This window comes from uncultured Leifsonia sp. (genome assembly GCF_945957465.1).
Lineage (GTDB): Bacteria > Actinomycetota > Actinomycetes > Actinomycetales > Microbacteriaceae > Leifsonia.
Window position 1 is genome coordinate 1 of sequence record NZ_CAMFLC010000014.1, and the last position, 24,812, is coordinate 24,812.

At 69.8% G+C, this 24,812-nt stretch carries 22 protein-coding genes and 1 pseudogene; 11 read left to right on the top strand and 12 right to left on the bottom strand.

The window, feature by feature from the left end; all coding sequences use genetic code 11:
* Positions 1-554: pseudogene (locus tag Q0Q23_RS08475) on the top strand (phosphoglucomutase, alpha-D-glucose phosphate-specific); the annotation flags it as partial.
* Between the two features lie 100 nt (positions 555-654).
* Here the strand turns inward: Q0Q23_RS08475 and Q0Q23_RS08480 are convergent.
* Both Q0Q23_RS08480 and Q0Q23_RS08485 read right to left on the bottom strand, forming a co-directional pair.
* Positions 655-1,422: a M15 family metallopeptidase gene (locus tag Q0Q23_RS08480; RefSeq protein ID WP_295122009.1), complete on the bottom strand. Its 768-nt coding sequence runs from the start codon at positions 1,420-1,422 to the stop codon at positions 655-657.
* 131 nt (positions 1,423-1,553) lie between these two features.
* A complete protein-coding gene (locus tag Q0Q23_RS08485) occupies positions 1,554-2,447 on the bottom strand; it encodes an amidase domain-containing protein (protein ID WP_295122011.1) in 894 nt (297 codons plus the stop codon).
* Between the two features lie 312 nt (positions 2,448-2,759).
* Here Q0Q23_RS08485 and Q0Q23_RS08490 point away from each other — a divergent pair, with 312 nt between their 5' ends.
* Positions 2,760-4,949: an MDR family MFS transporter gene (locus Q0Q23_RS08490; protein ID WP_295122013.1), complete on the top strand. Its 2,190-nt coding sequence runs from the start codon at positions 2,760-2,762 to the stop codon at positions 4,947-4,949.
* Between the two features lie 8 nt (positions 4,950-4,957).
* Here the strand turns inward: Q0Q23_RS08490 and Q0Q23_RS08495 are convergent, their stop codons facing one another.
* Both Q0Q23_RS08495 and Q0Q23_RS08500 read right to left on the bottom strand, forming a co-directional pair.
* Complete coding sequence (locus Q0Q23_RS08495) at positions 4,958-6,292, bottom strand: cation:proton antiporter (protein ID WP_295122015.1); 1,335 nt, start codon at positions 6,290-6,292, stop codon at positions 4,958-4,960.
* A 184-nt stretch (positions 6,293-6,476) separates the two neighbouring features.
* Positions 6,477-7,070: a TetR/AcrR family transcriptional regulator gene (locus Q0Q23_RS08500; RefSeq protein ID WP_295122017.1), complete on the bottom strand. Its 594-nt coding sequence runs from the start codon at positions 7,068-7,070 to the stop codon at positions 6,477-6,479.
* 288 nt (positions 7,071-7,358) lie between these two features.
* On the opposite strand from Q0Q23_RS08500, the gene Q0Q23_RS08505 reads away from it, so the two are divergent.
* From Q0Q23_RS08505 to Q0Q23_RS08525, 5 genes are all read left to right on the top strand, one after another.
* Positions 7,359-8,684, top strand: coding sequence for an ABC transporter substrate-binding protein (locus tag Q0Q23_RS08505; protein ID WP_295122019.1), 1,326 nt, complete (start codon positions 7,359-7,361; stop codon positions 8,682-8,684).
* A gap of 85 nt (positions 8,685-8,769) precedes the next feature.
* The gene (locus tag Q0Q23_RS08510) at positions 8,770-9,909 is read left to right on the top strand and encodes a carbohydrate ABC transporter permease (protein WP_295122021.1); all 1,140 of its coding nucleotides are present in this window, start codon (positions 8,770-8,772) and stop codon (positions 9,907-9,909) included.
* On the top strand, positions 9,906-10,790 hold the full coding sequence (locus Q0Q23_RS08515) for a carbohydrate ABC transporter permease (RefSeq protein WP_295122023.1): 885 nt from the start codon (positions 9,906-9,908) through the stop codon (positions 10,788-10,790). Before Q0Q23_RS08510 ends, Q0Q23_RS08515 begins: the two co-directional genes overlap by 4 nt.
* Positions 10,791-10,876: 86 nt before the next feature.
* Positions 10,877-12,355, top strand: coding sequence for a GH1 family beta-glucosidase (locus tag Q0Q23_RS08520; RefSeq protein WP_295122025.1), 1,479 nt, complete (start codon positions 10,877-10,879; stop codon positions 12,353-12,355).
* A gap of 29 nt (positions 12,356-12,384) precedes the next feature.
* Entirely contained in the window at positions 12,385-13,407 is a 1,023-nt protein-coding gene (locus Q0Q23_RS08525; protein ID WP_295122027.1) for a LacI family DNA-binding transcriptional regulator, read from the top strand.
* Between the two features lie 27 nt (positions 13,408-13,434).
* Here the strand turns inward: Q0Q23_RS08525 and Q0Q23_RS08530 are convergent, their stop codons facing one another.
* The gene (locus tag Q0Q23_RS08530) at positions 13,435-14,268 is read right to left on the bottom strand and encodes a phosphatase PAP2 family protein (protein WP_295122029.1); all 834 of its coding nucleotides are present in this window, start codon (positions 14,266-14,268) and stop codon (positions 13,435-13,437) included.
* A 100-nt stretch (positions 14,269-14,368) separates the two neighbouring features.
* Here Q0Q23_RS08530 and Q0Q23_RS08535 point away from each other — a divergent pair, with 100 nt between their 5' ends.
* Positions 14,369-14,824, top strand: a complete 456-nt coding sequence (locus tag Q0Q23_RS08535) for an SRPBCC family protein (RefSeq protein WP_295122031.1) — start codon at positions 14,369-14,371, stop codon at positions 14,822-14,824.
* A 29-nt stretch (positions 14,825-14,853) separates the two neighbouring features.
* On the opposite strand, the gene Q0Q23_RS08540 is transcribed toward Q0Q23_RS08535, so the two are convergent.
* Complete coding sequence (locus Q0Q23_RS08540; RefSeq protein ID WP_295122033.1) at positions 14,854-15,753, bottom strand: site-specific DNA-methyltransferase; 900 nt, start codon at positions 15,751-15,753, stop codon at positions 14,854-14,856.
* 55 nt (positions 15,754-15,808) lie between these two features.
* Between Q0Q23_RS08540 and Q0Q23_RS08545 the strand changes: the two genes are divergently transcribed.
* Entirely contained in the window at positions 15,809-16,093 is a 285-nt protein-coding gene (locus Q0Q23_RS08545; RefSeq protein ID WP_295122036.1) for a GNAT family N-acetyltransferase, read from the top strand.
* Between the two features lie 35 nt (positions 16,094-16,128).
* Here Q0Q23_RS08545 and Q0Q23_RS08550 read toward each other — a convergent pair whose 3' ends face one another.
* The 3 genes from Q0Q23_RS08550 to Q0Q23_RS08560 all read right to left on the bottom strand — a co-directional run bounded on the left by Q0Q23_RS08550 (position 16,129) and on the right by Q0Q23_RS08560 (position 18,578).
* Positions 16,129-16,494, bottom strand: coding sequence for a hypothetical protein (locus tag Q0Q23_RS08550; protein WP_295122038.1), 366 nt, complete (start codon positions 16,492-16,494; stop codon positions 16,129-16,131).
* A gap of 89 nt (positions 16,495-16,583) precedes the next feature.
* Complete coding sequence (locus tag Q0Q23_RS08555; protein ID WP_295122040.1) at positions 16,584-17,633, bottom strand: biotin/lipoate A/B protein ligase family protein; 1,050 nt, start codon at positions 17,631-17,633, stop codon at positions 16,584-16,586.
* Positions 17,634-17,729: 96 nt separating this feature from the next.
* Positions 17,730-18,578 (bottom strand): alpha/beta fold hydrolase, encoded by an 849-nt coding sequence (locus tag Q0Q23_RS08560; protein ID WP_295122041.1) that lies wholly within the window; start codon positions 18,576-18,578, stop codon positions 17,730-17,732.
* A 71-nt stretch (positions 18,579-18,649) separates the two neighbouring features.
* On the opposite strand from Q0Q23_RS08560, the gene Q0Q23_RS08565 reads away from it, so the two are divergent.
* Entirely contained in the window at positions 18,650-19,078 is a 429-nt protein-coding gene (locus Q0Q23_RS08565; protein ID WP_295122042.1) for a MarR family winged helix-turn-helix transcriptional regulator, read from the top strand.
* A 5-nt stretch (positions 19,079-19,083) separates the two neighbouring features.
* Positions 19,084-20,382: an MFS transporter gene (locus Q0Q23_RS08570; RefSeq protein WP_295122131.1), complete on the top strand. Its 1,299-nt coding sequence runs from the start codon at positions 19,084-19,086 to the stop codon at positions 20,380-20,382.
* A gap of 121 nt (positions 20,383-20,503) precedes the next feature.
* Here the strand turns inward: Q0Q23_RS08570 and Q0Q23_RS08575 are convergent, their stop codons facing one another.
* Genes Q0Q23_RS08575 through Q0Q23_RS08585 form a run of 3 tightly spaced genes read right to left on the bottom strand, consistent with a single transcriptional unit; the run spans position 20,504 to position 24,788 of the window.
* A complete protein-coding gene (locus Q0Q23_RS08575) occupies positions 20,504-21,289 on the bottom strand; it encodes a nucleotidyltransferase domain-containing protein (protein WP_295122043.1) in 786 nt (261 codons plus the stop codon).
* A complete protein-coding gene (locus Q0Q23_RS08580) occupies positions 21,289-22,755 on the bottom strand; it encodes a rhamnulokinase family protein (protein ID WP_295122045.1) in 1,467 nt (488 codons plus the stop codon). The genes Q0Q23_RS08575 and Q0Q23_RS08580 overlap by 1 nt, the downstream gene beginning before the upstream one ends.
* Positions 22,752-24,788 (bottom strand): bifunctional aldolase/short-chain dehydrogenase, encoded by a 2,037-nt coding sequence (locus tag Q0Q23_RS08585; RefSeq protein WP_295122047.1) that lies wholly within the window; start codon positions 24,786-24,788, stop codon positions 22,752-22,754. Before Q0Q23_RS08585 ends, Q0Q23_RS08580 begins: the two co-directional genes overlap by 4 nt.
* Positions 24,789-24,812: the final 24 nt, after the last annotated feature.

The following is a 24,812-nucleotide window of genomic DNA, read 5'->3' on the forward strand; positions in this document are numbered from 1 at the left end:
TCGGGCGGCGGCTGTGGGAGGTCCCGGTCGGCTTCAAGTGGTTCGTCCCCGGCCTCATCGACGGGTCGGTCGGCTTCGGGGGTGAGGAGAGCGCGGGCGCGAGCTTCCTGCGCTTCGACGGCTCGGCGTGGACGACCGACAAGGACGGCATCCTGCTGGCGCTGCTGGCCAGTGAGATCCGCGCGGTCACCGGCAAGTCGCCCTCCCAGCTCTACCGCGAGCTGACCGAGCGCTTCGGCGACCCGGTCTACCAGCGGGTGGACGCGCCGGCCGGCCCCGAGCAGAAGGCGGCACTGAGCAAGCTGGACGGCGAAGCGATCACGGCGACCGAGCTGGCCGGCGAAGCGATCACGGCCAAGCTGAGCCGCGCGCCCGGCAACGACGCGCCACTCGGCGGCGTGAAGGTCGAGACGGCGAACGCCTGGTTCGCCGCCCGCCCGAGCGGAACCGAGAACGTCTACAAGATCTACGCCGAGAGTTTCGTCGGCGAGGAGAACCTGCGCGAGGTGCAGGAGGAGGCGAGGCGCATCGTCGGCGACGCCCTCGGCGCGTGACCGCGCCTCGACGCCCTTTCCCTCCGCCGAAGGGCGCCCTAACGCCCTCAAAACGCGGTTTTAGGGGCGTTGAGGCGCCCTTCGGCGCCTCCCGTCACAGTTAGTGGTATTCGGTTCCGCCCGGCACCCCGAAGAACTCCTCCAGAGTCGTCACGCCGGTCGCCCTCAGTCGGGCGGCGAGCGGCGCTCCGATGTAGCGGAAGTGCCACGGCTCGAATGTGTAACCGGTCACGGCGACCTTGTCGGCCGGGTACCGCAGCAGGAACCCGAACCGCCAGGCGTTGGCGGCCAGCCACCTGCCCTGCGGGGTGTCGGCGAAGCACGCATCGAGCGAGCACTTCGCCGGCACGGCGCTGATGTCGACCGCGAGTCCGGTCTGGTGCTCGCTGTGGCCGGGCCGCGCGGTGTCGGTATCGGCGTACGCCTGGCCGTGCCGCGCCATGTCGTCGTCATAGACGCGGGTCTGCGACTCGAACGAGCGGTAGGCGCTCTGCACGGAGAAGTCGAGACCGGCCTCCGCCCTTCCCGCCGCGAACATCGCCACGAGCGCTGCGGCCACGTCCGGGCGCATCGGCTGGCGGTTGACGTAGGTGACGTCCGGGTAGACCAGGGAGGGCGGCGTGAAGTCGATCGGGTTCAGCGGCCGGGGCTTGTTCACCACGACCCAGGTGCTGTTCGGGTCGTCTACCGACTGGGCCGCCTTGTCGAAGCCGACGGCCGTCGGGGTCGGGCTGACCGTCGGCAGCGCACGCGGGGTGTGGGACGCCTGTGTCTTCTGCGGATGCGGCTGGCGCCGGTGCGCCGCGGGCGACATGGCCATGCAGCCGGACACGGCGAGCACGACGCTGAGCGCCGCCGCCGCTGCCATCACGGCACGTCGGCGCGCACGCCTCCCTGCGCCCGGCTCCCGGCGGGAACCCCCCAGAATCACGGGATGAGCATAGCGCCTCCGCGTGACGCGTCCCGCCGACGGCCCGCGGAGCCGCGGCCGCCCGAAAGCTACTTCGACAGGCTCCAGAAGTGGCCGACCGCACCCGGGTGCTCGACGGTGATGGTGTGGTCGAAGTCGCGGTAGTTCGTGTCTTCGTTGTGCCCGACCATCTGGATGGTGATCTTGCCGTTCACGTTCTGCACACCGGAGACGATCTGCACATGGTCGAGCGAGTCGTTGTCGTTCCAGTCGAACATGACGATGTCGCCGATCTTGATCTTGTCGCGCTGGTCGAACGAGTATTCCGTCAGGCCGAGCTTGGCGGCGTTCTCGCGGAAGTAGTCGTCCATGGCCGGCACGTAGCCCCAGGCCGGGCTCCAGTCGGCGGCCGCGTCGTGGTTGTACCAGTCGGCGTTCATCTGCCAGCCGCGCGCGATCAGAGTCTGGCTGACGAAGTTCGCGCAATCGCCTCCGACGGGGTTGAGGTCGCCGTACTGCGCGGTGTTGTAGTTGTTCCAGTGCGCCATCGCGTAGGCGAGCTGCTGGTCGACGGGCGTGACGACCTGGTAGGTGTACGTCTTGCCGTCGGTCGCCACGGGCTTGCCGGCGGAGTCGGTGACGGCGACCGGGACGGCTCCTGCCGCGAAGTTCTGGGCCGCGGGCACGGTGACCACGACCTTGTCGGATGTCGCCTGCGTGATGGCGGCCGGCTGGCCGCCGATCGACACCGAGGCGACCTTCTCGAGGTTGGCCCCGGTGATCGTGACCGTGCCGCCGGACACGCTGCCCGACGCGGGCTGGAGGCCGGAGACGACCGGGTCCTTCGACTCGGCGACGGGAGCTGCGCCCGCGATCGCCTTGGTGACGGGGGACGGCTCGCCCGCGCATCCGGTGAAGAGGAGCGCGGCGGCTGCAGCGACAGCTGCGAGAGAGAACAGGCGGGAACGGCTGAGAGAACTCATACGACCTTAAAGGAGGGTTCGGAGGATTATTCGGGTCGGCTCCCCCAACGTACGCCTGGCTCCTTTGCGGCACCTGGACGGGGGGCAATCCGGTCATCGAGAACCCGAACGAACGGCGGATGAACCGCGTGATCTCGCGACATTCACCCGTTCGTTCGCCCGTGGCGAACGGCCTCCCGAGGGCGTAGTCTCACGTTGCTGAAAGACTCGCACCGGGTGTAAGTTTGCACTCTCCGCAAAATTCTTTGCCCCACACCGGTGTGACGTTCGAGTGACGGGCGTCCCCGCACACGACTCTCGACACGGAGACAGATGTCCAGTCAGACCAGCGCGGCGGTAGCCGCACCCAAACCGATCATGTCGCATCGCCAGATCCTGCTGGTGATCTTCGGCCTGATGGCCGGCATGTTCCTCTCGGCCCTCGACCAGACCATCGTCGGTACCGCCATCCGCACCATCGGCGACGACCTGCACGGGCTCAGCCAGCAGGCGTGGGTCACCACGGCCTACCTGATCCTCTCGACGATCTCGACCCCGATCTACGGCAAGCTCTCGGACATCTTCGGTCGGCGCCCGCTGTTCATCATCGCCATCGTCATCTTCATCGTCGGATCGATCCTGGCGTCGTTCTCGACCTCCATGCTCGAGCTCGCGGCCTTCCGCGCGATCCAGGGTCTCGGTGCCGGCGGTCTGATGTCGATGCCGCTCGCCATCATGGGCGACATGCTCGCCCCGCGCGAGCGAGCCAAGTACCAGGGCTACTTCCTCGCCGTCTTCGGCATCTCGAGCCTCATCGGCCCGCTGATCGGCGGCCTCTTCGCCGGAGCCGACCAGATCCTCTGGATCGCAGGCTGGCGCTGGGTGTTCCTCATCAACGTGCCGATCGGCATCGCCGCGCTGTTCATGGTCATGCGCTTCCTGCACCTTCCGAAGCACGACCGCGGCTCCGCCCGCATCGACTGGTGGGGAGCCGCCGGCGTCATCGTCGCGCTGGTGCCGCTGCTGCTGGTGGCCGAGCAGGGCCGCGAATGGGGCTGGAGCAGTGCCGGCTCCATCGCCTGCTATGTGATCGGCGCCGTCGGCATCATCGCCTTCATCCTGATCGAGCGGGCCATGAAGGACGACGCGCTCATCCCGCTCAAGCTCTTCCGTTCCAGCACGTTCTCGATGGCAACCGTCATCGGCGTGCTCGTCGGCTTCGGGATGTTCGGCGCGATGCTGACCCTGCCGCTCTACCTGCAGATCGTGCTCGGCGCGACCCCCACCGAGTCGGGCCTCCAGCTGCTGCCGATGATCCTCGGCCTGATGATCTCCTCGATCGCCTCGGGCCAGATCATCGCCCGCACCGGTCACTACCGGCAGTTCCCGATCATCGGAACCGCGATGCTCGCGGGCGGCTTCTTCTACCTGACCTTCCTGAAGTTCGGTGACTCCTACTGGTTCATCGCCGGCGCGATGCTCCTGATCGGTCTCGGCCTCGGCCAGCTGATGCAGACGCTGACGATCGCCAGCCAGAACTCGGTCGGCCTGCGCGACATGGGCGTGGCCACCTCGGCCTCCACGTTCTTCCGCCAGATCGGTGGAACGCTGGGCACCGCCGTGCTGCTCTCCCTGCTGTTCACGGTGTTCCCCACGAACATCCAGACCGCGCTCACCGACAAGCCCACGCTGACCAGCGCGATGGAGGCCGCCCTGACCCCCTCGGTCGCCTCGGCACCCGAGAACAAGGGCATCATGGACAAGATCTACACGCCGATCACCAGCAAGGCGACGGCCGCGACGCAGCAGGCCCTCCAGAAGGCCGTCGACGGCGCGAAGTCGGCCGCCACCGCGGCAGTCGACGCGCAGGTCGCCGCGGGGCGCATCCCGGCCGAGGCCCAGCCCCAGGCCGAGGCGGCCGCCCAGCAGCAGGCCATCCAGGCGGCGGCGACGAAGATCGAGGCGCAGGCCCCCTACGCCAAGGTCGCCGGCGACGGAACGGTCACGCTCGACTTCTCCGACGAGGCCGCCCGCTCGGCGTACGTCGACACCCTGGTGCCCCGGCTCCAGAGCGAGCTGAAGAAGAGCAACAACGCGAACAACAGCTCGGATATCAACGACACCTCGTTCCTGAACAGCGCCGACGCGCGACTGTCCAAGCCGTTCCTGGTCGCCTTCAACGCGTCGGCCGTTCAGGTCTACTGGGTGGCGATGATCGTGGTCCTGGTCGCGTTCGTGCTGTCGCTGTTCTTCAAGACCCCGCCGTTGCGTGCCAAGTCGGCGCTGCAGGAGGCCGCGGACGCCCGCACGGAGGCGGCGGCTGCCGAGGCCGCAGCCGCCGGCGAGCGCGAGCCGGTGCCGGCGGGTGCGATGGCATCCGATGCCTCCGAGCGGGAAGAGCTCGAGGAGACCGACCTGGGGCTCATCGCGAGCCGAGTGGCCGGCGAGACCGGAGCGCTCATCGAGCCCGTCATCGACACCGCGTCGGTCGCCGCGCAGCGACCGCGGCCCGCGACCGACTGAGCCGCGGACTAATCCACCTCACCGACGGGACGGCCGTCGCCCACCCGGGCGGCGGCCGTTCCGCCGTCGTGTGCCGCCACCCGTCGCAGCACGAGCGGCGTCGCCACACCGTGCAGCAGGATGCTGCCGACGACGGTGAGCACCGTCACGCTCAGCACGTCGGCGCTGTCGCTGTCCGGCAGGTGGTTGAACGCCAGCAGGCCGAAGACGATCGTCGCCGTTCCACGCGGACCGACCAGCCCGATGTAGGTGCGCTCCCGCCAGGTCACCGGCGAGCCGAGCATGGCGAGGTACACCGGCAGGGCGCGGAAGAGCGTCAGCGCGAGCACAGCGATGATCAGGATGCGCCAGTCGATGCCGTCGGCTATCACGGCCGTGGTCATCCCGCCGAGGATGAACCAGACGAAGTTCGCCGCGACGGTGCTCGCCTCCTCCACGAGCAGGAGCTCGTCGTGCGGTACGGCTCGCTCGGCGCTGCGCCGCGTGCGGAGGACACGGAACATGACCCCGGCGACGAAAGCGGCGACGAAGCCGTTGGCCGCCACGTCGTGCAGCGTGGCGATCCCGTAGGTCAGCAGAGGCGCCAGCAGCATCACGAAGCGGATCCCGGACGCGTCGGCCCAGCCGCGGGTGGCGGCCCAGCGCGTCAGCAGGCCGAGCAGCGCCCCGACCACCACGCCGACGAGGATCGCGAACAGGGTGGCCGGCACGGCGCCGAAGAAGGCGAAGACGGCTTCGGACAGGTTCTTCTCGAGCTCTTTCTCGGTGGCGCCCGTGACCTGCTCGCCGGTGTTCGCGACTCTGAGCAGCGTCGGGAGCGCGACGGCGATCGCGAGCGACATGCTGAACAACGGCGAGATGAGACCGTCGTTGTAGCCGCTCTCGACGTTGAGGATCTGCCGGACCCGTGCGGGGACGCGCCCGCTGCGCAGGAGGGCCGTCGCGGGCGCGAAGTCGGTGGGCATCACGATGCAGGCGACGACGATCAGCACGAAGACGTTCAGCTCGGGCAGGAGCCATCCGGTCGCGAGCACGACGAGCACGAGCGAGATCGGGAGCGCGATCAGGACCAGCCGCGCGAGGCTGCGCCCCTCGCCGCCGAAGATCCCGCCGCGGACCTCGCAGGCGTCGACGAACAGCAGCACGGCCAGGATGAGCTCGACGACATGCTGCGCCACATCGCTGTCGATGGCGTCGGTGAACCCGTGCACATCGACGAGGACGACGATCGCGCCGAGCACCGCGAGCGCAGCCGGGCCGGCGATCCCGAAGCGTTCGAACCGCCGGGCCACCAGAGACCAGAGCGCAACGGCCGCGAGACCGACGAGGATGATGACCGGCATCCGCTGCTCCTCCCCTCGCCTCCGCGTTCGCGCTGCCCCCGCTCAGTCTCTCCCGCCTCACCCCCGCGCGCCAACCTCCGAGGGATCCCGGGGGCGCCCGAACGCCCTTATCCGCGCGTTTCAGGGGCGTTTAGACGCCCTTCGGGCACCCCTCGGACCCCTCGGGCGCCCCTGGAGGCTCGGGTCAGGGCGACGCGAGGAGGTCGAGCGCGAGGGCGCGGGCCTCGCGGAGGCGGCGGCGGTCGGCGTCGAGTCCGGAGCGGGCGAGCGCGCCGTGCAGCACGGAGGAGAGAAGCTGCGCGGTCCGCTCCGCGCGCACGCGGTCGGTGAGCTCGCGCAGGCTCGCAGTGAGGATGCCGTCGACCTCGGCACTGTGCCGGCGCACGACCTCCCGGCCGGGGTCGCCGAGCGGCAGCTCGGCCGCCGCGTTCAGCAGAGCGTCTCCGCGGTAGCCGGAATCCGGGGCGAGGGCGGCCTGGTCGAGATACGCGTCGAACACCGCCAGGGTGCGCGTGATCGGATCTGCTGCCCGGCGCGCTCGGCGGGCGTAGAGGGCGAGCCACTCCGCATGGCGGGCCTCGAGCGTGGCCGAGACGAGCGCCGACTTGGAGGCGAAGTTGTTGTAAAGGCTCATCTTCGCCACGCCGGCGTCGGCCGTGATGGCGTCGATCCCCGTGGCGGCGATGCCGTCGGCGTAGAACCTGCGCGCGGCCGCTTCGAGGATGCGCCGACGTGCGGCGCCCGTTCGTGCGCCGGTGTTGCGCGGCCCTTCGGCCATTGCGCCTCCTGTTATCTAGGTAGGTCAGTCTATCTAAAACCCTTCGGCCGAAGATCACGGTTCGGTCACGACCGCCGTCGGCCGGCCGCGAGATTCCGCGGCGCACGAGCGGTCGGCGGGTATCCCCGGTTTTCCAGCGATGAGAGCGCGACCACGTTGTGTCTTGACAAGTACGACACAACGGTCCTACATTCGCTTTCGATCCGTGAGAGCGCTCTCACCACACCCGAAGAGAGCGCTCTCACCGAGAACTAGACCCAACAACTCACACGCACAAGGGAGTGATCCGTGAAGCTTTCACGTCGCACCACGGTCGCGGCGGCAATCGCCGGCGCGGCCTCGTTCGCCCTCCTCGCGGCCGGCTGCTCATCGAGCGGCGGCGATGCGGGGACCAGCTCGAACCCGATCACGCTGACCGTCACGACGTTCGGCACGATGGGCTTCGACAAGCTCTACTCGCAGTACGAGAAAGAGCACCCGGGCATCAAGATCAAGGCGACCAACATCGACACCGGTGACAACGCCCTGACCGACTGGCAGACCAAGGAGGCCGCCGGCAGCGGGCTCCCCGACGTCCAGGCGGTCGAGGAGGGCTGGCTGTCCAAGGTCATGCAGGTCTCCGACCAGTTCAACGACCTCAAGGACTACGGCGCGAACGACATCAAGAGCCGCTGGGTCGACTGGAAGCTGAAGCAGGCCACCGACAAGAACGGCCGCATCATCGGCTACGGCACCGACATCGGGCCGGAGGGCCTCTGCTACAACGGCAAGCTCTTCGCCGCTGCGGGCCTGCCGAGCGACCGCGATTCCGTGGCCAAACTCTTCGGCGGCGCCAACGCCACCTGGGACGACTTCTTCAAGGTCGGCGAGCAGTACAAGGCCGCCACCGGCAAGGCCTTCTACGACCAGTCCGGCTTCATCTGGAACGCGATGGTGAACCAGCAGCCCGAGGGCTACTACACCAAGGACGGCAAGCTCAACATCGAGAACAACAGTGATCTGAAGGCGCTGTGGAGCAAGCTGGCCGCCGGCGCCGCAGCCGGCCTCTCGTCGAACCAGACCCAGTGGGACTGGGGCAAGGGCAAGGCGTTCACCGACGGCTCGTTCGCCACGTTCGTCTGCCCGGGCTGGATGCTCGGCGTCGTGCAGGGCCAGGTCAAGGCGGGCGGCGGCGACGCCTCCACCGGCTGGGACTTCGCCAACGTGTTCCCGGGCGGCGCGGCCAACTGGGGCGGCTCGTTCCTGACGGTTCCGAAGCAGTCCAAGCACCCGAAGGAGGCCGCGGCCCTCGCCGCGTGGCTGACCACCGCCAAGTCGCAGGTCGCCACCTTCCAGGCGGCCGGCACCTTCCCGTCCGTCACCGCGGCGCAGTCCGACCCCGGCGTGACCGGCCCGAGCGACCTCACGAAGTTCTTCAACAACGCACCGGTCGGCCAGATCCTGGCGAAGCGCGCGAAGGGCGTCGTCGCTCAGTACAAGGGCCCGGACGACTCGGTCATCCAGAGCCAGGTCTTCGGACCGTCGGTGCAGCAGCTCGACTCCGGCAAGGCGAACGGCGACCAGGCCTGGGCCAACGCGATGAAGCTCCTGAACCAGCTCGTCGTCAACAAGTAGTACACCTCACCAGTTCGGGCCCCGCTGCCGCAGGCGGCGGGGCCCGAATCCCGAACCATCCGCCCCACCCCCACCGGAGAACCGCATGACCACCGTCACCCGCACCCCGGACGCCGCGACCGCGGCCACCCGGCGCGACCGCGACGACCGCCGGGCGCTCACCTTCAAGCAGAAGCTCAGCCGCTTCGACGTCAAAGCCTCCCCCTACTTCTACATCGCGCCGTTCTTCGTGCTGTTCGCCCTGGTCGGCCTGTTCCCTCTCGTCTACACGTTCGTCGTCTCGCTCAACAACTGGAACCTCCTCACCGGCCCCGGCGAATGGGTCGGTTTCGCCAACTACCTCGCCGAGTTGAATGACCCGTTCTTCTGGAACTCGCTCTTCAACACCGTCAGCATCTTCCTGCTCTCCGCCATCCCGCAGCTGATCGGCGCCGTGTTCATCGCGGCGATGCTCGACCAGAACATCCGCGCGAAGACCTTCTGGCGGATGAGCGTGCTCCTCCCCTACGTGGTGACGCCCGTGGCGGTGACGCTGATCTTCTCGAGCGCGTTCGACGAGAAGTACGGGCTCATCAACAACATCCTTCATGCCGTCGGCCTCGACCCGGTGATGTGGAAGACCGAGGTGTTCCCGTCGCACCTCGCCATCGCGACCATGGTCAACTGGCGCTGGACCGGCTACAACGCGCTGATCCTGCTCGCCGCCATGCAGGCGGTGCCGCGCGACATCCACGAGTCCGCCGCACTCGACGGGGCGGGCCAGTTCCGGCGGTTCTTCTCGATCACGCTCCCCAGCATCCGGCCGACCATGATCTTCGTCATCATCACGGCGACGATCGGCGGCCTCCAGATCTTCACCGAACCCAAGCTGTTCAACCCGTCGAGCGCGGTCCCGGGAGGCCCGCAGCGGCAATACCAGACCACCGTGCTCTACCTCTGGGACATGGCCTTCAACCGCCAGAACTTCGGAAAAGCCTCCGCGATCGCGTGGATGCTCTTCCTCATCATCGTGGCGTTCGGCGTTCTCAACTTCCTCATCTCACGCCGGATCGCGTCCACCGAGGCACGCGTGCACCGGTCGAGGACGGCCCGACGGCTGGCGCGCAGCCGCGCGGCCACGACACCCGACGCCACCGCGATCGACACCGCAGCGACCGACGCGGAGGGGACCGGCGCCGACGGCGCCCTGAGCCTGGTCGCGGCGAGCGAGGAGAAGAACGTATGACCACCGCGATCCGTTCCGCGACCGACCGTCCCGCCCCGCGGGAGCCCCGGCGACGCGCGCTCGGCATCGACCGTCGGCCGGGCTTCCTCACCTACGGCATCCTGCTCGCGATCTTCATCGGTGGGGCCTATCCGCTGTGGTGGTCGTTCGTCGCCGGCTCGAGCGACAGCACGGTCCTCACGGCCACCTGGCCTCCCCTGCTCCCCGGCGGGCAGTTCTGGAAGAACATCGGGGCCGTGCTCGACACGGTGCCGTTCTGGCAGGCGCTGGCCAACTCGATCATCGTCTCGACGGTCATCACGCTCTCGGTGGTCGCCTTCTCGACGCTCGCCGGCTATGCGTTCGCCAAGTTGCGGTTCCGCGGCCGCGAGGGCCTGATGGTGTTCGTCGTCGGCACGCTCGCCGTCCCGACGCAGCTCGGCATCATCCCGCTGTTCATGGTGATGAAGCAGTTCGGCTGGACGGGAACCCTCGGCGCCGTGATCGTGCCGACCCTGGTGACCGCGTTCGGCGTGTTCTTCATGCGGCAGTACCTCGTGGACGTGATCCCGGAGGAGCTGATCGAGGCCGCGCGCGTGGACGGCGCGAACATGATCCGCACCTTCTGGCATGTCGGCGTCCCCGCCGCCCGGCCGGCCATGGCGATCCTCGGCCTGTTCACCTTCATGACGGCATGGACCGACTACCTGTGGCCGCTGCTCGTCGCCCCGCAGAACCCGACGCTGCAGGTGGCGCTGAGCCAGCTGCAGTCGGCCAAGTACGTCGACTACTCGATCGTGCTGGCGGGCGCCGTGCTCGCCACCATCCCCCTGCTCATCCTCTTCGTGCTCGCCGGCCGGCAGCTTGTCTCCGGCATCATGGCCGGAGCCGTGAAGGGCTGAGCGTGAGCGCGACCGACGACCGCACCCCTGAAAGCCCTGCCGCCGCCTCCGGATTCAGCCGGTCGGGGCGCCGTGAAAGGCCAAGAATGACCCTCTCGCCCCTCGCCCCCGACACTCGCTGGCCCGACGGCTTCCTCTGGGGGTCCGCCACGGCTGCCGCCCAGATCGAGGGCGCAGCCCACGAGGACGGCAAGGAGGACTCGATCTGGGATGCGTTCGCGCGCGTCCCGAACGCCGTCGCCGGCGGTGACACCCCCGAGAATGCGGTGGACCACTACCACCGGATGCCCGACGACGTCGCCCTGATGAAGCGGCTCGGCCTCCAGTCGTATCGTTTCTCCACCTCGTGGGCGCGCATCAAGCCGGGCGACCGCGCGGTCAACGCCGCCGGGCTCTCGTTCTACAGCCGCCTCGTGGACGAGCTGCTCGACGCCGGCATCCTGCCCTGGTTGACGCTGTACCACTGGGACCTCCCGCAGGCCCTCGAGGAGCGCGGCGGCTGGGCGAACCGCGACACCGCCTACCGGTTCCGCGACTACGCCGCGTCGGTCTACGAGTCGCTGGGCGACCGCGTCTCGCACTGGACGACGTTCAACGAACCGTTGTGCTCATCGCTCATCGGCTACGCCGGCGGCGAGCACGCCCCCGGCCGCCGCGAACCGCGCGCCGGTCTGGCCGCTCTGCATCACCAGCACCTCGCGCACGGACTCGCCGTGTCGGCGCTGCGCGAGCTCGCCGGCGAGGCGGACGCCGCCCGCGACCTCCGGCTCGGCATCACGCTCAACCTCACCACGGCGGTGCCGAACGATCCGGCGGACCCGGTCGACCTCGACGCGGCCCGTCGCATCGACGGTCTCTGGAACCGGATGTACCTGGAGCCGCTGCTGCTGGGAACCTACCCGGCCGACGTGCTGGAGGACGTGCGCGAATACCGCTTCGAAGAGCTGGTTCGCGACACCGACCTGCGGACCATCGCCCAGCCGATCGATTTCCTCGGCGTGAACCACTACCACGACGACAACGTGAGTGGCCACCCGCTGCCCGCCGATGCCGCGCCGGGGCTGCAGCCCACCGACCGCCCGAAGTCGTCGCCGTTCGTCGGCAGCGAGTTCGTCACCTTCCCGTCGAGGCACCTGCCCACGACGGCGATGGGCTGGGAGGTCAACCCGAACGGACTCCGTGACCTTCTGGTGCGGCTCACCGCCGAGTATCCGACGCTGCCGCCGCTCTACATCACCGAGAACGGCGCCGCCTACGACGATGTGCCCATGCCCGACGGGCACGTGCACGACACCGAGCGGACGGCGTACATCCTGGCGCACATCGACGCCGTACGGGAGGCGATCGCGGCGGGGGCGGACGTGCGCGGCTACTTCGTCTGGTCATTGCTCGACAATTTTGAATGGGCGTGGGGCTACGAGAAGCGCTTCGGCATCATCTCCGTGGACTACTCGACACAGGTCAGAACGGTGAAGGACTCCGGCCTCGCCTTCGCGGACGTCATCGCGGCGGCGCGCGAGACCGAGCGTGCCCTGCCCGCGGTAACAGCGTCCGCACGCGTCTAGCATGTGAGACGGACGACGAAGGGACCTCTATGACCACGGAACGGGTGGACGGCCGCGCCGTCCCCACCCTCGAGGCGGTCGCCGCGCGCGCCGGCGTCTCGCGGGCCACGGTCTCCCGTGTCGTCAACGGCTCCCCCAAGGTGACGCCGGAGGTGGTGGAGGCGGTCACGCGCGCGATCGCGGATCTCAACTACGTGCCGAATCGCGCCGCGCGTTCGCTGGCCTCCCGGCGCACCCAGGTGATCGCGCTGGTGGTGCCCGAGTCGACCGCGAAGGTGTTCGCCGACCCGTTCTTCGCCTCCATCGTGCAGGGCGTCGCCCTGAGCCTCGCCGACACCGAGTACACGCTCAACATGGTGATCTCGTCGGAGACCAACCCCGACAAGACCCGGCGCTACCTGATGGGCGGCAATGTCGACGGCGCCCTGGTGGTCTCGCACCACTCGGGCGACCACTCGTACGCACAGCTCGGCTCGACCCTCCCGATCGTCTTCGGCGGCCGCCCGGTGAGCGAGTCGCAGCACGAATCGTATTTCGTGGACGTCGACAACGTGGCCGGCTCGGCCGGAGCCGCCGAGCACCTGATCGCTCGGGGGCGCAGGAACATCGCCCTCATCACCGGCCCGCAGGACATGCCCGCCGGCCTCGACCGCTTCACGGGCTGGCGGGACGCCCTCCGGGCGCACGGGCTCGACACGTCGCTCGTCGAGTACGGCGACTTCTCCCCGTACTCCGGCTTGGAGGCCATGCGGAGACTGCTCGCGACCGGCCGGCCGATCGACGGCCTGTTCGCCGCGAACGACCAGATGGCCGCCGGCGCATACTCGGCGATCCACGAGGCCGGCCTCGACATCCCGGGCGACATCGCGGTCGTCGGCTTCGACGACGACAACTTCGGGCTCACGGCGACCCCGCCCCTCACGACGGTGCACCAGCCGTCGATCGGTCTCGGCGAGACGATGGCCCGCGTGCTCGTGCGCAGGCTCGCCGGCGAACCCGTCGACCGGGTGACCCTGCTGCCCACCGAGCTGGTCGTGCGCCAGAGCTCCTGAGCCGGTCTCCAGCGGAACGGATGCCCGTCAGCCGAGGCGGCGGTACATCCGGTTGCCCACCACGGCGAGCGCGAAGCCGGTCGTCGCGATCGCGGAGACGCCTCCCGCGTAGGCGATGAAGAGGTGCTCGGTGCCGTTCTGCGTCGAGTCGTAGGTGACCACCAGGGCGACGGCGGCGGCGATGCCGCAGGCGCCTGCGATCCACACCAGCGCCCACAGCTTCGACCGCACGGGCGGGTCGGCGGGCCGCAGCCCGAGGCCGGCGAGCAGCAGCCCGGCGATGCACGCCCAGAACGCCACCACGAGCATGCCCGCGATGACGTCGCTCGGCCGGTGCCACTGCTCCACCAGCGTCGAAGCGCCCGCGGCGATCGTGAAGATCGAGCCGAGCACTGCGGCGAGCGGACGGTATCGCGGCGCCGTCACCAGGAAGACCAGCAGTGCGGCGGAGGCCGCCACGGCCGTGTGGCCGGACGGGAGAGAGTTCGCGAGGCCCGTGTCCACACCCTTGGCGGGGCGGGACAGCACCGAGTACTTGAGCACCTGGGTGCTCACGTTGGCGGCGATCGCCGCCCCTGCGGCGATGGCGAACACGAGCCAGTTGCGTCGCACGATCACGATGACGAGTGCCATGATCGCCCCGATGACGACCGCGGCCACGGGCAGGGCGTTGAGGAACGAGTGGGCGAATTCGATCAGGTCGCCCTTCCACGCGTTGGCGCCGGCGAACGACCGCTCGTCGATCACCTGGCCGACGTAGCTGCGCACGAAGAACAGGTAGACCCCGACGAACAGAGCAGTCGCTCCCAGGGCACCCCAGAGGAACGGGAGGGCTCGGAGTGCGGCGGGTCGCATAGTCATCAACCCTCCCACACCGTTCCCGGGAACTCCTGGAAAGTCCGAGGGGGTTCCGCATGCAATCGGGTGGTGCGCCGGCCGCGCGCACGGTAGGACGAGCAGCATGAGGAGTTTCACCAACGTGATCGACATCGACGCGCCCGCGCACGACGTGTTCGTTGCCTTGCGCTCCGTCGACGGCTACGCCGCGTGGCTCAGGCACTCGATGGTCTACCGCGGCACCCGCACACCGGCACATCCGGCGGACGCGTCGCCACCGACCTACGAGGACTCGACGATGATCGGGAGGATGCGCGGCGAGCTGCTCGAGGAGCGGCGGGACCGCGAGCTCCGGTTCCACCAGGCCAAACGGTCCGGGCGCGTCGATGCGCTGATCGTCTACCGGGTCGCGAACTCCGGAGACCGCACCACGGTCACCCGCGTCGGCGAGCTGACCACGCACGGCATCTACCGCATGGTCGAACCCGTCTTCGTGCGGATGGCCTCCACCGAGAGCGCCCGCACGATGCGAGCGCTCAAAGCACACGTCGAGCGCGAAGTCCCGTCGAAGGGCGCGTAGACGCCCTCATTCGGGGGTTTTGAGGGCGTTTACGCGCCCCTCGGCGGCCCCTCGAACCGCACGTCGTCGGCGAACCGCGCACGCATCACGGCGATCGCGTCCGCGCTGCTGTCCACCAGCAGGAACCTGCGGCCGAGCCCCGCCGCCACGGCGCCGGTCGTGCCGCTGCCGGCGAAGAAGTCGAGCACCCAGTCGTCCTCTCGGCTGGAGGCCTGCACGATGCGGCGCAGGACGCCCTCCGGCTTCTGGGTGGGATAGCCGGTCTTCTCACGGCCGGTCGGCGACACGATGGTGTGCCACCAGACGTCCGTGGGCAGTTTGCCGAGCTCGGCCTTCTCGGGCGTGACGAGTCCCGGCGCCATGTACGGCTCGCGGTCGACCGCCGCGGAGTCGAAGTAGTAGCCGCCCGGATTCTTCACGTACACCAGGATCGTGTCGTGCTTGGCCGGCCACCGGTTCTTGGCCTTGGCGCCGTAGTCGTACGCCCACACGATCTCGTTCAGGAACGCCTCCCGGCCGAAGAGCGCGTCGAGCAGCACCTTCGCATAGTGCGACTCGCGGTAGTCGAGGTGGAGGTACAGCGTCCCACTGTCGGTGAGGAGCCGCCACGCCTCGATCAGTCGCGGCTCCAGAAACCCCCAGTAGTCCTCGAACCGGTCGTCGTAGCTCAGGAGGTCGCCCTTGATGCGCTCGTAGCTGCGTCCCTGGAACCCGATCACGCTACCGGCGCCGGCTTCCGTTCGGACGGCCGTGGTGCGCCGGCGCGCCTGCGCGCGTCCGGTGTTGAAGGGCGGGTCGAGGTAGATGAGCTGGAAGGCTCCGGACGGAAGGCCGGTCACGACGTCCAGGTTGTCGGCGTGGACAACCGTGCTGGGTCCGTCCGGCCGCCACAGCGCGGCGGGAGGCGCAGCGGGAGCGGGCTCGGACATACGTCCATTCTCGCGCATGGGCGGTGCCGGCGCGGGCAGAGGGTAGCCTGACGGCATGACGCTGACCGTCGAGAAGCAGCCCGACCAGTCCCGCTACGCCCTGGTGAAGGACGGCGAGGTGATCGGGGTCGCCGAATACGAGCTCCGCGACGACGCGATCGTCTTCGTGCACACGGAGGTCGACCCCGAGAAACGGGAGCGCGGAATGGCGTCCGAGCTGGTGCAGACGGCGCTCGACGACGTGCGCGACCGCACGTCGCTGCGGGTCGTCGCGACCTGCCCCTACGTGCGGCGGTGGCTGCAGGACCACCCCGAGTACCAGGCGTTGCAGCGCCGCTGACCGCACCCGGCCCGCGGTGACGCGGCCCGTCGGCGTCAGCCGCGGTGGGAGTCGGACGTGCGCGTCGTGGCGCGACCCTCCTCGGACGGCGTACGGCCTTCGGAGCGCTGCCCACGGCCGGCCGAGCCGAGGTCGATCGTGATCTTGCCGGCCTCCCAGACGCCCGGGCCGCCGTCGCCCGGGAGCGGGGCCGGCGCGGGGAGGAACGACTGGCGGTCCAGCTCCTGCTGAGCCTCGTGGCGGGTCGGCGCGAAGATCTCGTCGAAGGAGCCGCCGATGGCGCCGCTCACGGTTCCGGAGCCCCGGTTCGCCTTGTTGGAGAGGTCGATCCAGCCCAGTTTCACGCCCGTCACGATCACCGCGACGAGCATGCCCACGACGATCACGACCCACCAGTTCACCCGTCAAGGGTACCGGAGCGGCCGCGGAGGCCCGGTGGACGCACAGGAAGGACAAAGGCTGCGCGGGCCGCTCGCCGGGCGGACCGGCGTCACGGCACGCGGTAGAGCCAGGCGTCCGTCGCGAACTTCTCGGCCACCAGCCGCTCGGCCTCGGCGTACTCGGCGTCGGTGAGGTCGCCTTCTGTGGCTCCGTACAGGTTGCGGAACGTCAGCTTGAGCTGCTCGATGATCTCGGCCCGGGTCAGGCCGGTCTGGCTGCGCAGCGGATCCACCCGCTTGGCGGCGCTGGTGATGCCCTTGTCGCTGATCTTCTCGCGGCCGATGCGAAGCACTTCGGTCATCCTCTGGCCGTCCATGTCGTAGCTCATGGTGACATGGTGCAGCACGGCGCCCGAGCCCAGCCGCTTCTGGGCGGCGCCGCCGATCTTGCCCTTCGGGCTGGTGATGTCGTTGAGCGGAACGTAGCTCGCGTCGATCCCGAGCGACTTGAGCGCGATGATGGCCCATTCGTCGAGGAAGGCGTAGCTGTCGGCGAAGCTCATCCCCTGCACCAGGTCGGCGGGAGCGTAGATGGAGTACGTGACGACGGAGCCCGCCTCCATGAACATCGCACCGCCTCCCGTGATGCGGCGGACCACCTGCACGCCGTACTTCTCGGCGTTCACCGGGTCGACCTCGTTCTTCACCGACTGGAAGCTCCCGATCACCACCGCCGGCTCGTCCCACTCCCAGATGCGCAGGGTCGGCCCGCGCCGGCCCTCCCCCACCTCCGTGGTCAGCACCTCGTCGAGCGCCAGGTGGAGCTGCGGCGAGACGGCCTTCGCGTGCACGATCTGCCAGTCGTAGTCGCGCCAGCTGGTGGCGCGGGCGAGAGCGCGGCGGACGGCCACCGCGACGGCCTCCGGCGAGAAGCCGAGCAGCAGGGCGCCCTCCGGGAGGGCCTGCTTGACCGCGGCGGCGATCGCCTTGGAGTCGCTCTCGGCGGGGAGGCCGTTGACCGCGGCGTCGATGGCCTCGAGCGCCGTGTCGGGCTCGAGGAAGAAGTCGCCCGCGAGCCGGAACCCGGAGATCAGGCCGTCCACGACCTCCAGATCGACGACGACGAGCTTGCCACCGGGCACCTTGTACTCACCATGCATGCCCCCAGCCTAAATCCGCCGCCGAGCACCCATCGCTTCCGGACTCATACACGCTGCAGCCCGGCGCGTCGCGTGCAGAAGTCCGGGAGTGATGGATCAGCGGGCGGGGATGCGGGGGTCGAGCCAGGCGGTGAGGTCGGCGAAGACCTCCTCGCGATTCGTCTCGTTGAAGATCTCGTGACGGGCGCCCGGGTAGACGATCGTGGTCACGTCGCTGAGCCCCGAACGCGTGCGGTACGAGCGCTCGAGCTTGCGGGCCGAGGCCTCGCCGCCCAGCGGGTCGTCGTCGCCGACCTGGATGAGCAGCGGGAGGTCGCGCTCGAGGTGCCGGGCCGGCCGGCCGAGCAGGCGGGCGGCGTCGGCCATCCCGAACAGCTTCTGCAACGGCACCAGCGTGCAGAGCGGATCGTCGATGAACGCCTGGGCGACCGCCGGATCGCGGCTCAGCCACTCGGCGCCCGTGGTGCCGAGGTGCGCGTGCCGCTTGTTGAGGTCGCCGCTGTTCATCGAGCCGACCATCCGGTAGGCGGTGCCGGAGAGCACCGCGGCGTCGTAGTCGGCCGAATGGCGGTTGAGGGTCATCTGGCCCATCAGCGACCCCCAGCTGTGACCGACGAACACGAGGGGCAGGTCGGGGTTCTCGTCGCGGATGAGGCGGGTGAAGGCGCGGAGGTCCCGGAGCGCCGCACGCAGGCCGCCGGGGCCGAGCCTGCCGAGCTTCGACGCGTCGCCGTGCCACTGTTCGAGCCCGGTGCGCCCGTGGCCGCGGTGGTCGTCGGCGTACACGCGGTATCCCGCGGCGATCAGGTGCTCGGCCAGCGCGCGGTAACGGCCGGCGTGCTCGCCCACGCCGTGTGCGAGCTGAACCGCCGCCCGCGGGCGCTCGGCGTCGTAGACGTCGAAGAAGATGCGGAGGCCGTCGTCGGCGCTGAACTCTCGCTGCACGGGCTCATTCTGGCACGCTGCGGGCGAACGCATCTTTGTTTAGCCAGCCTAATTTGTTAGGCTAACTATCTATGGGACGGCTCTCGACACACGACCTCAGCAGCGCACTGCGTGTCGCCGTCGCACGCCTCTCGCGGCGGCTCCGCGCCGAAAAGGAGGACGACGAGCTGAGCGACACCCAGACCTCCACGCTCGCCTTCCTCGTCCGCGAGGGGTCCGGCACGATCGGGAGGCTGAGCGAGCACGAGCGCGTCACCCCGCCCTCCATGAACCGCACGGTCAACCACCTCGAGGAGGCCGGCTACGTGCAGCGCACCGCCGATGCCGTCGACGGGCGCAAGGTCGTCGTCGTCCCCACCGAGGCCGGTCTCCGATTGGTCGCAGAGACCCGGCGACGGCGCGACGCGTGGCTGCACCAGCGGCTGCGCACCCTGACACCCGAACAGCGCGAGACGCTCGCCGAGGCCGCCACGATCCTCCGAGAGCTCGCCGACTCGTGAGCGCGATGTTCCGGTCGCTCGCCGGCGTCAACTACCGCATCTGGGCGGCCGGGGCGTTGGTCTCCAACGTCGGCACATGGATGCAGCGCACGGCGCAGGACTGGATCGTCCTGACCCAGCTCACGCACAACAACGCTGCCGCCGTCGGCTTCGTCATGGCGCTCCAGTTCGCGCCGCAGCTGCTGCTCCTGCCGGTGACGGGCTGGGCCGCCGACCACCTCGACCGCCGCCGCCTGCTGATGATGACGCAGGGGCTCATGGGCCTGCTCGGGCTGGGTCTCGGCATCCTCACCGTCACCGGGGCCGTGCAGCTCTGGCACGTCTACGTGTTCGCGCTGCTGCTCGGCGTGGTCGCCGCGTTCGACGCGCCCGCCCGGCAGACCTTCGTCTCCGAGCTGGTCGCCGGCCCGAACCTCTCGAACGCCGTGGCGCTCAACTCGGCATCGTTCAACGCCGCCCGCCTGCTCGGCCCCGCGGTCGCCGGCCTCCTCACCGCCGCCGTCGGCGCCGGCTGGGTGTTCCTCATCAACGCGGCGACCTTCGGCGCCGTTCTGCTGTCGCTCATGATGCTCCGCACAGAGAAGCTGTACCGCGCCGAGCGCGCCAAGCGCAGCCGCGGCGGCCTGGTCGACGGCTTCCGCTACGTGCGACGGCGTCCGGACATCCTGGTCATCCTGGTCATGGTGTTCCTCATCGGGACCTTCGGTCTCAACTTCCCGATCTTCATCTCGACGATGTCGGTGACCGTCTTCCACCAGGGAGCCGGCGAGTACGGCCTCCTGTCGTCGATCATGGCGATCGGATCGGTCGTGGGCGCACTGCTCTCGGCGCGACGCGAACGGCCGCGGATCTCGCTGCTGTTCGCCGGAGCGGCGTTCTTCGGCGCGGGCTGCGCGATCGCCGCGGTGATGCCGACCTATTGGCTGTTCGCCGTCGCGCTCATCCTCATCGGAGTCTCGTCGCAGACCCTGATGACCACGGCGAACGGCACGGTGCAGATGACGACGGACCCGCTGCTGCGCGGCCGGGTGATGGCCATCTACATGGCGATCTTCATGGGCGGCACCCCGATCGGCGCACCGATCGTCGGCTGGGTCGCCGACACGTTCGGGCCGCGGTGGGCGATGGGCGTCGGCGCCGCGAGCGGCTTCGCCGCGGCGCTCGTCGGCGTCTTCTACCTGGTGAGATACCGCGGGATGCGGGTGCGCTTCTCCGGGCTGCGACCGCGCGTGGAGCTGAGCCCGCGCGAGGAGGCCCGCGAAGAGCTCGAGGAGGTCGAGGCGACCGCGACGCGCGCAAGCTGATCGCGCGGCGTGCTCAGCGGGGGCGCAACATGCCGTCTCCGCACGCGCGCAGCGGCGTGTTGCGTCCCCGCTCGTGGGCGCGGGAACGCTCGCACCACCGGGCGGCGCACAGGCAGCGCCCTCACGAGTATTCGGGAGGGGCGGTGCGGTAGCGCCAGGCGAGCTCGTTGTCGAGCACGAAGCGTGACAGCGTCTCCTCGTGGGGCAGCGCGTCGCCGACCGCAGCCTCCACGACGGCCAGCAGCGCGGAGGCGGTCACCGGCGACGGCTCAGCGATCACCGCGTCCAGCAGTCCGCCGAACCCTGGAGTCGCCGACGGCAGCCCTGCGACGCGCTCCCGCAGGTACTTCGGTCCCGGGAAGAACACCCGGTTGTGGGCGAGCAGCGCCCGCGCGGCGGAGGTCGCCAGGTGCACGGACGCGTGGGCGAGCAGCAGCGGGTCGTCGTGCTCGTAGGCCTGCTGCAGGAAGTACCCGCCGTGCAGGCGACACTGCGCGACGAACCCGGCGACCCGGTCCGACCAGTCCGACGCCGGCAGCTCCACGACTCGCGCGAGCCGCGCCTCCAGGTCGGGCACCCGGCTGAACACCACGCGCGCCGATGCGAAGGAGTCGCGCACCGGGTCGTCGCCGCGCTCGGCGGCGTCGTCGAGGTAGGGGAGCGTCGCGAGCTTGATGTCGAAGTAGCCCTCGTCGTACCCGATGCCCTCGGTACTCGTGTACATCAGGCGGCGCGCTGCGTAGGCTTCGTCCCAGCGCCGCTCGCCGACCACCAGGTAGAGGTCGACGTCCGAGTCCGACCGCTCCGCGCCGCGCGCCACCGAGCCGCTCACGATCACCGCCAGCACCTCCGGATCGGCCGAGACCTGGTCGACGTAGCGCTCGATCGCCCGCTCGTGGTGCTCCATCAGCGCACTCCCACCCGTGCGGGCTCGTATCGCACCGGCGCGTAGTGGCGAGCGATCAGCGCCCGCAGGGTCTCCAGGTCGCCGGAGATGAAGCCGGCCGCCCGCGCCTGGACCAGCGCGTTGCCGAGCGCCGTCGCCTCCACGGGACCGGCCAGCACCGGGAGCCCACTGCGGTCGGCCGTCGCCTGGCAGAGCAGGGCGTTGCGCGCTCCCCCACCGACGATGTGCACCGTGTCCACCGGCACGCCGGAAAGCTCGGACGCGGTTCGCACGGAGCCGGCGAACGCCTCGGCCAGGCTCTCGATGATCACGCGCACCGTCCCGGCCGGGCTCGCGGGAGCGCGCAGCCCGCGCTCGGCGAACCAGTCGGCGATGCGCGATGGGAGGTCGCCCGGCGCGAGGAACCGCGGATCGTCGGCGTCGAACAGCTCCGAAGGCCGCGGCAGCTCGGCCGCCTCCGCCAGCAGGGTCTCCAGGCTCACGGGGAGGCCGCGCCGCTGCCACTCGCGGATCGACTCGCTCAGCAGCCACAACCCCATCACGTTGTGGAGGTAGCGGACGCGGCCGTCCACGCCCCCCTCGTTCGTGAAGTTGGCCGCGCGGCCCTCGTCGCTGACGACCCGCTGCGACAGCTCGACGCCCACCAGTCCCCAGGTGCCGCACGAGATGTAGGCGGCCCGGGTCGCGTCCATGGGCACGGCGACGACCGCGGACGCGGTGTCGTGCGATCCGACCGCGGTGACGGCGGGGCCGGCTCCGGCGAACGGGAGGTCGAGCGACGGCAGCAGCGCTCCGACGGTCGCACCTGCGTCGACGAGCTGCGGGAACAGCGACCGACGCAGGCCCAGTCGTTCGATGAGCGCATCGTTCCACGACCCGTCCGCGCTGAGCAGCCCGGTCGTCGAGGCGTTGGTGCGTTCGGCGATCGGCTGTCCGCTCAGCCAGTAGGTGATGAGGTCGGGCACGAGCAGGAAGCCGTCTGCGGCCTCCGACACCCCGGTCTCCTGGTCGTGCACCAGCTGGTAGAGCGAGTTGAACGGGAGGAATTGGAGGCCGCCCTCGCGGTACAGCTGCTCCGCCGGCACGCGCGCGTGCACCAGCGAGACGCCCTCGGCGGTGCGCTCGTCGCGATAGTGGTACGGCTCGCCGAGCAGCCGGCCCGCGCGCAGCAGCCCGTAGTCGACGGCCCAGGCATCGACGCCCACGCTCGCGAGCCCCGGCTCCGACCGCGCGACTGCACCCAGCCCCTCCACGACACGCGAGAAGAGGCCGGTCACGTCCCAGTGGAGCGCCGGGCGGTCGCCTTCCCACAACCGCACGGGCGTGTTCGGGAAGCGTGCCGCCTCGGTGAGCTCGAGCGTGTTCGCGCCGACGCGCGCGTGCATGACGCGCCCGCTGGTCGCGCCCAGGTCGACGGCCGCGACCGCTCCCGTGCGCCCGGCGCTCACCGCAGGGCCGGTGCTCATCGCAGGAAGGCCGCCGCGACGCCCGCGTCGACGGGGATGTGGAGTCCGGTGGTGTGGTCGAGGTCGCTGGAGGTGAGCACGGCGACCGCGTTGGCGACGTTCTCCGGGAGGACCTCGCGTTTGAGCAGCGTGCGCTGTGCGTAGTACGCGCCCAGCTCTTCCTCCGGCACACCGTAGACGGCGGCGCGTTTGGCGCCCCAGCCACCGGCGAAGATGCCGGAGCCGCGCACGACGCCGTCGGGGTTGATGCCGTTGACCTTCACCCCGTAGTCGCCGAGCTCGGCCGCCAGCAGCCGCACCTGGTGGGCCTGGTCGGCCTTGGTCGCCGAGTAGGCGATGTTGTTCGGTCCGGCGAACACCGAGTTCTTGGAGGAGATGTAGACGATGTCGCCGCCGAGGCCCTGCTCGATGAGGACCTTCGCCGCCGCCTTGGACACCAGGAACGACCCCTTGGCCATGACGTCGTGCTGGAGGTCCCAGTCGGCCTCGGTGGTCTCCAGCAGCGGCTTGGAGATGGACAGGCCGGCGTTGTTGACGATCAGGTCGAGGCCGCCGAACTGCAGCAGCGCCTCCTGGATGGCCGCCTGGATGTCGGACTCGCTGGTGACGTTCGCCGCCACGCCGATCGCGACGTCCGTGCCACCGAGCTCCGCCGCGGCGGCCTGCGCCTTCTGAAGGTCGAGGTCGGCGATGACGACGCACGCGCCCTCGGCCGCCAGCCGCGTCGCGATGGCCTTGCCGATGCCGGAGGCCGCGCCGGTGACGAGCGCGATCCGGCCGGCGTGCGACTTCGGCTTGGGCAGCCGCCGCAGCTTGGCCTCCTCCAGCGACCAGTACTCGATGTTGAACTTCTCGGCCTCGTCGATCGGGGCGTAGTGCGAGAGCGCCTCGGCGCCACGCATCACGTTGATCGCGTTGATGTAGAACTCGCCGGCGACCCGGGCGGTCTGCTTGTCCTTGCCGTAGGAGAACATCCCGACGCCCGGGATGAGCACGATCGCCGGGTCCGCGCCGCGCATGGCGGGTGACTCGGGCGTCGCGTACCGCTCGTAATAGGCGGTGTACTCGGCGCGGTACTGCTCGTGCAGCTCCGCCAGCCGGGCGATCGAGTCCTGGATGGAGGCGTCGGCCGGGAGGTCGAGGATCAGCGGCTTGACCTTGGTGCGCAGGAAGTGGTCGGGGCAGGAGGTGCCGAGGCCACCCAGCCGGGAGTGTTCGGCCGACGCGAGGAAGTCGAGCACCACGTCGTCGTCGGTGAAGGAGCCGACCTGCGGCTTGTCCGTCGACGCCAGCCCGCGGATCGTCGGGGCAAGCGCGGCGGCCTTCGCCCGGCGCTCGGCGGGGGCCAACGGCTCGTTCGCCGCGATGCGCGGACCGAACGGCTCGGGCCTCCCGTTGGCCTGGATGTAGTCGGCGGCGGTCTGGATGATCCACAGCGAGTTGGCCTCCGCCTCCTCACTGGTGTCGCCCCACGCGGTGATGCCGTGCCCACCCAGCACGGTGCCGATCGCATCCGGGTTCGCCTGCTTGATCGCGGCGATGTCGAGGCCCAGCTGGAAGCCGGGACGCCGCCACGGCACCCACACCACACGACCGCCGAACACCTTCTCGGTCAGCGCCTCACCGTCGGCCGCGGTCGCGATCGCGATGCCCGAGTCCGGGTGCAGGTGGTCGACGTGCGCCGCATCCACCAGCCCGTGCATGGCCGTGTCGATCGACGGCGCGGCGCCGCCCTTTCCGTGCAGTGTGTAGTCGAACGCCGCGACCATCTCGTCCTCGCGCTCCACACCCGGGTAGACGTTCCGCAGGGCGCGGAGCCGGTCCAGCCGCAGCACCGCCAGACCCTGCTCGGTCAGCGTGCCGAGATCGCCACCGGAGCCCTTCACCCACAGCAGCTCCACCGGCTCGCCGGTCACCGGGTCGGTCTCCACGCCCTTGGCGGACGTGTTGCCCCCGGCATAGTTCGTGTTCTTCGGGTCGGCGCCGAGGCGGTTCGAGCGGGCCAGGAGGGCCGCGATGGTCTCGTTCGTCATTCTGCGTGGTTCCTTCTGCGTGGA

Coding starts and splice junctions, on each gene's coding strand:
- Q0Q23_RS08545 (WP_295122036.1), top strand. CDS start 15,809: ATGACGCTGACCGTCGAGAAGCAGCCCGACCAGTCCCGCTACGCCCTG.
- Q0Q23_RS08570 (WP_295122131.1), top strand. CDS start 19,084: ATGTTCCGGTCGCTCGCCGGCGTCAACTACCGCATCTGGGCGGCCGGG.
- Q0Q23_RS08495 (WP_295122015.1), bottom strand. CDS start 6,292: ATGCCGGTCATCATCCTCGTCGGTCTCGCGGCCGTTGCGCTCTGGTCT.
- Q0Q23_RS08480 (WP_295122009.1), bottom strand. CDS start 1,422: ATGGCAGCGGCGGCGGCGCTCAGCGTCGTGCTCGCCGTGTCCGGCTGC.
- Q0Q23_RS08540 (WP_295122033.1), bottom strand. CDS start 15,753: ATGTCCGAGCCCGCTCCCGCTGCGCCTCCCGCCGCGCTGTGGCGGCCG.
- Q0Q23_RS08565 (WP_295122042.1), top strand. CDS start 18,650: ATGGGACGGCTCTCGACACACGACCTCAGCAGCGCACTGCGTGTCGCC.
- Q0Q23_RS08585 (WP_295122047.1), bottom strand. CDS start 24,788: ATGACGAACGAGACCATCGCGGCCCTCCTGGCCCGCTCGAACCGCCTC.
- Q0Q23_RS08580 (WP_295122045.1), bottom strand. CDS start 22,755: ATGAGCACCGGCCCTGCGGTGAGCGCCGGGCGCACGGGAGCGGTCGCG.
- Q0Q23_RS08485 (WP_295122011.1), bottom strand. CDS start 2,447: ATGAGTTCTCTCAGCCGTTCCCGCCTGTTCTCTCTCGCAGCTGTCGCT.
- Q0Q23_RS08500 (WP_295122017.1), bottom strand. CDS start 7,070: ATGGCCGAAGGGCCGCGCAACACCGGCGCACGAACGGGCGCCGCACGT.
- Q0Q23_RS08520 (WP_295122025.1), top strand. CDS start 10,877: ATGACCCTCTCGCCCCTCGCCCCCGACACTCGCTGGCCCGACGGCTTC.
- Q0Q23_RS08525 (WP_295122027.1), top strand. CDS start 12,385: ATGACCACGGAACGGGTGGACGGCCGCGCCGTCCCCACCCTCGAGGCG.
- Q0Q23_RS08535 (WP_295122031.1), top strand. CDS start 14,369: ATGAGGAGTTTCACCAACGTGATCGACATCGACGCGCCCGCGCACGAC.
- Q0Q23_RS08575 (WP_295122043.1), bottom strand. CDS start 21,289: ATGGAGCACCACGAGCGGGCGATCGAGCGCTACGTCGACCAGGTCTCG.
- Q0Q23_RS08530 (WP_295122029.1), bottom strand. CDS start 14,268: ATGACTATGCGACCCGCCGCACTCCGAGCCCTCCCGTTCCTCTGGGGT.
- Q0Q23_RS08490 (WP_295122013.1), top strand. CDS start 2,760: ATGTCCAGTCAGACCAGCGCGGCGGTAGCCGCACCCAAACCGATCATG.
- Q0Q23_RS08555 (WP_295122040.1), bottom strand. CDS start 17,633: ATGCATGGTGAGTACAAGGTGCCCGGTGGCAAGCTCGTCGTCGTCGAT.
- Q0Q23_RS08515 (WP_295122023.1), top strand. CDS start 9,906: ATGACCACCGCGATCCGTTCCGCGACCGACCGTCCCGCCCCGCGGGAG.
- Q0Q23_RS08510 (WP_295122021.1), top strand. CDS start 8,770: ATGACCACCGTCACCCGCACCCCGGACGCCGCGACCGCGGCCACCCGG.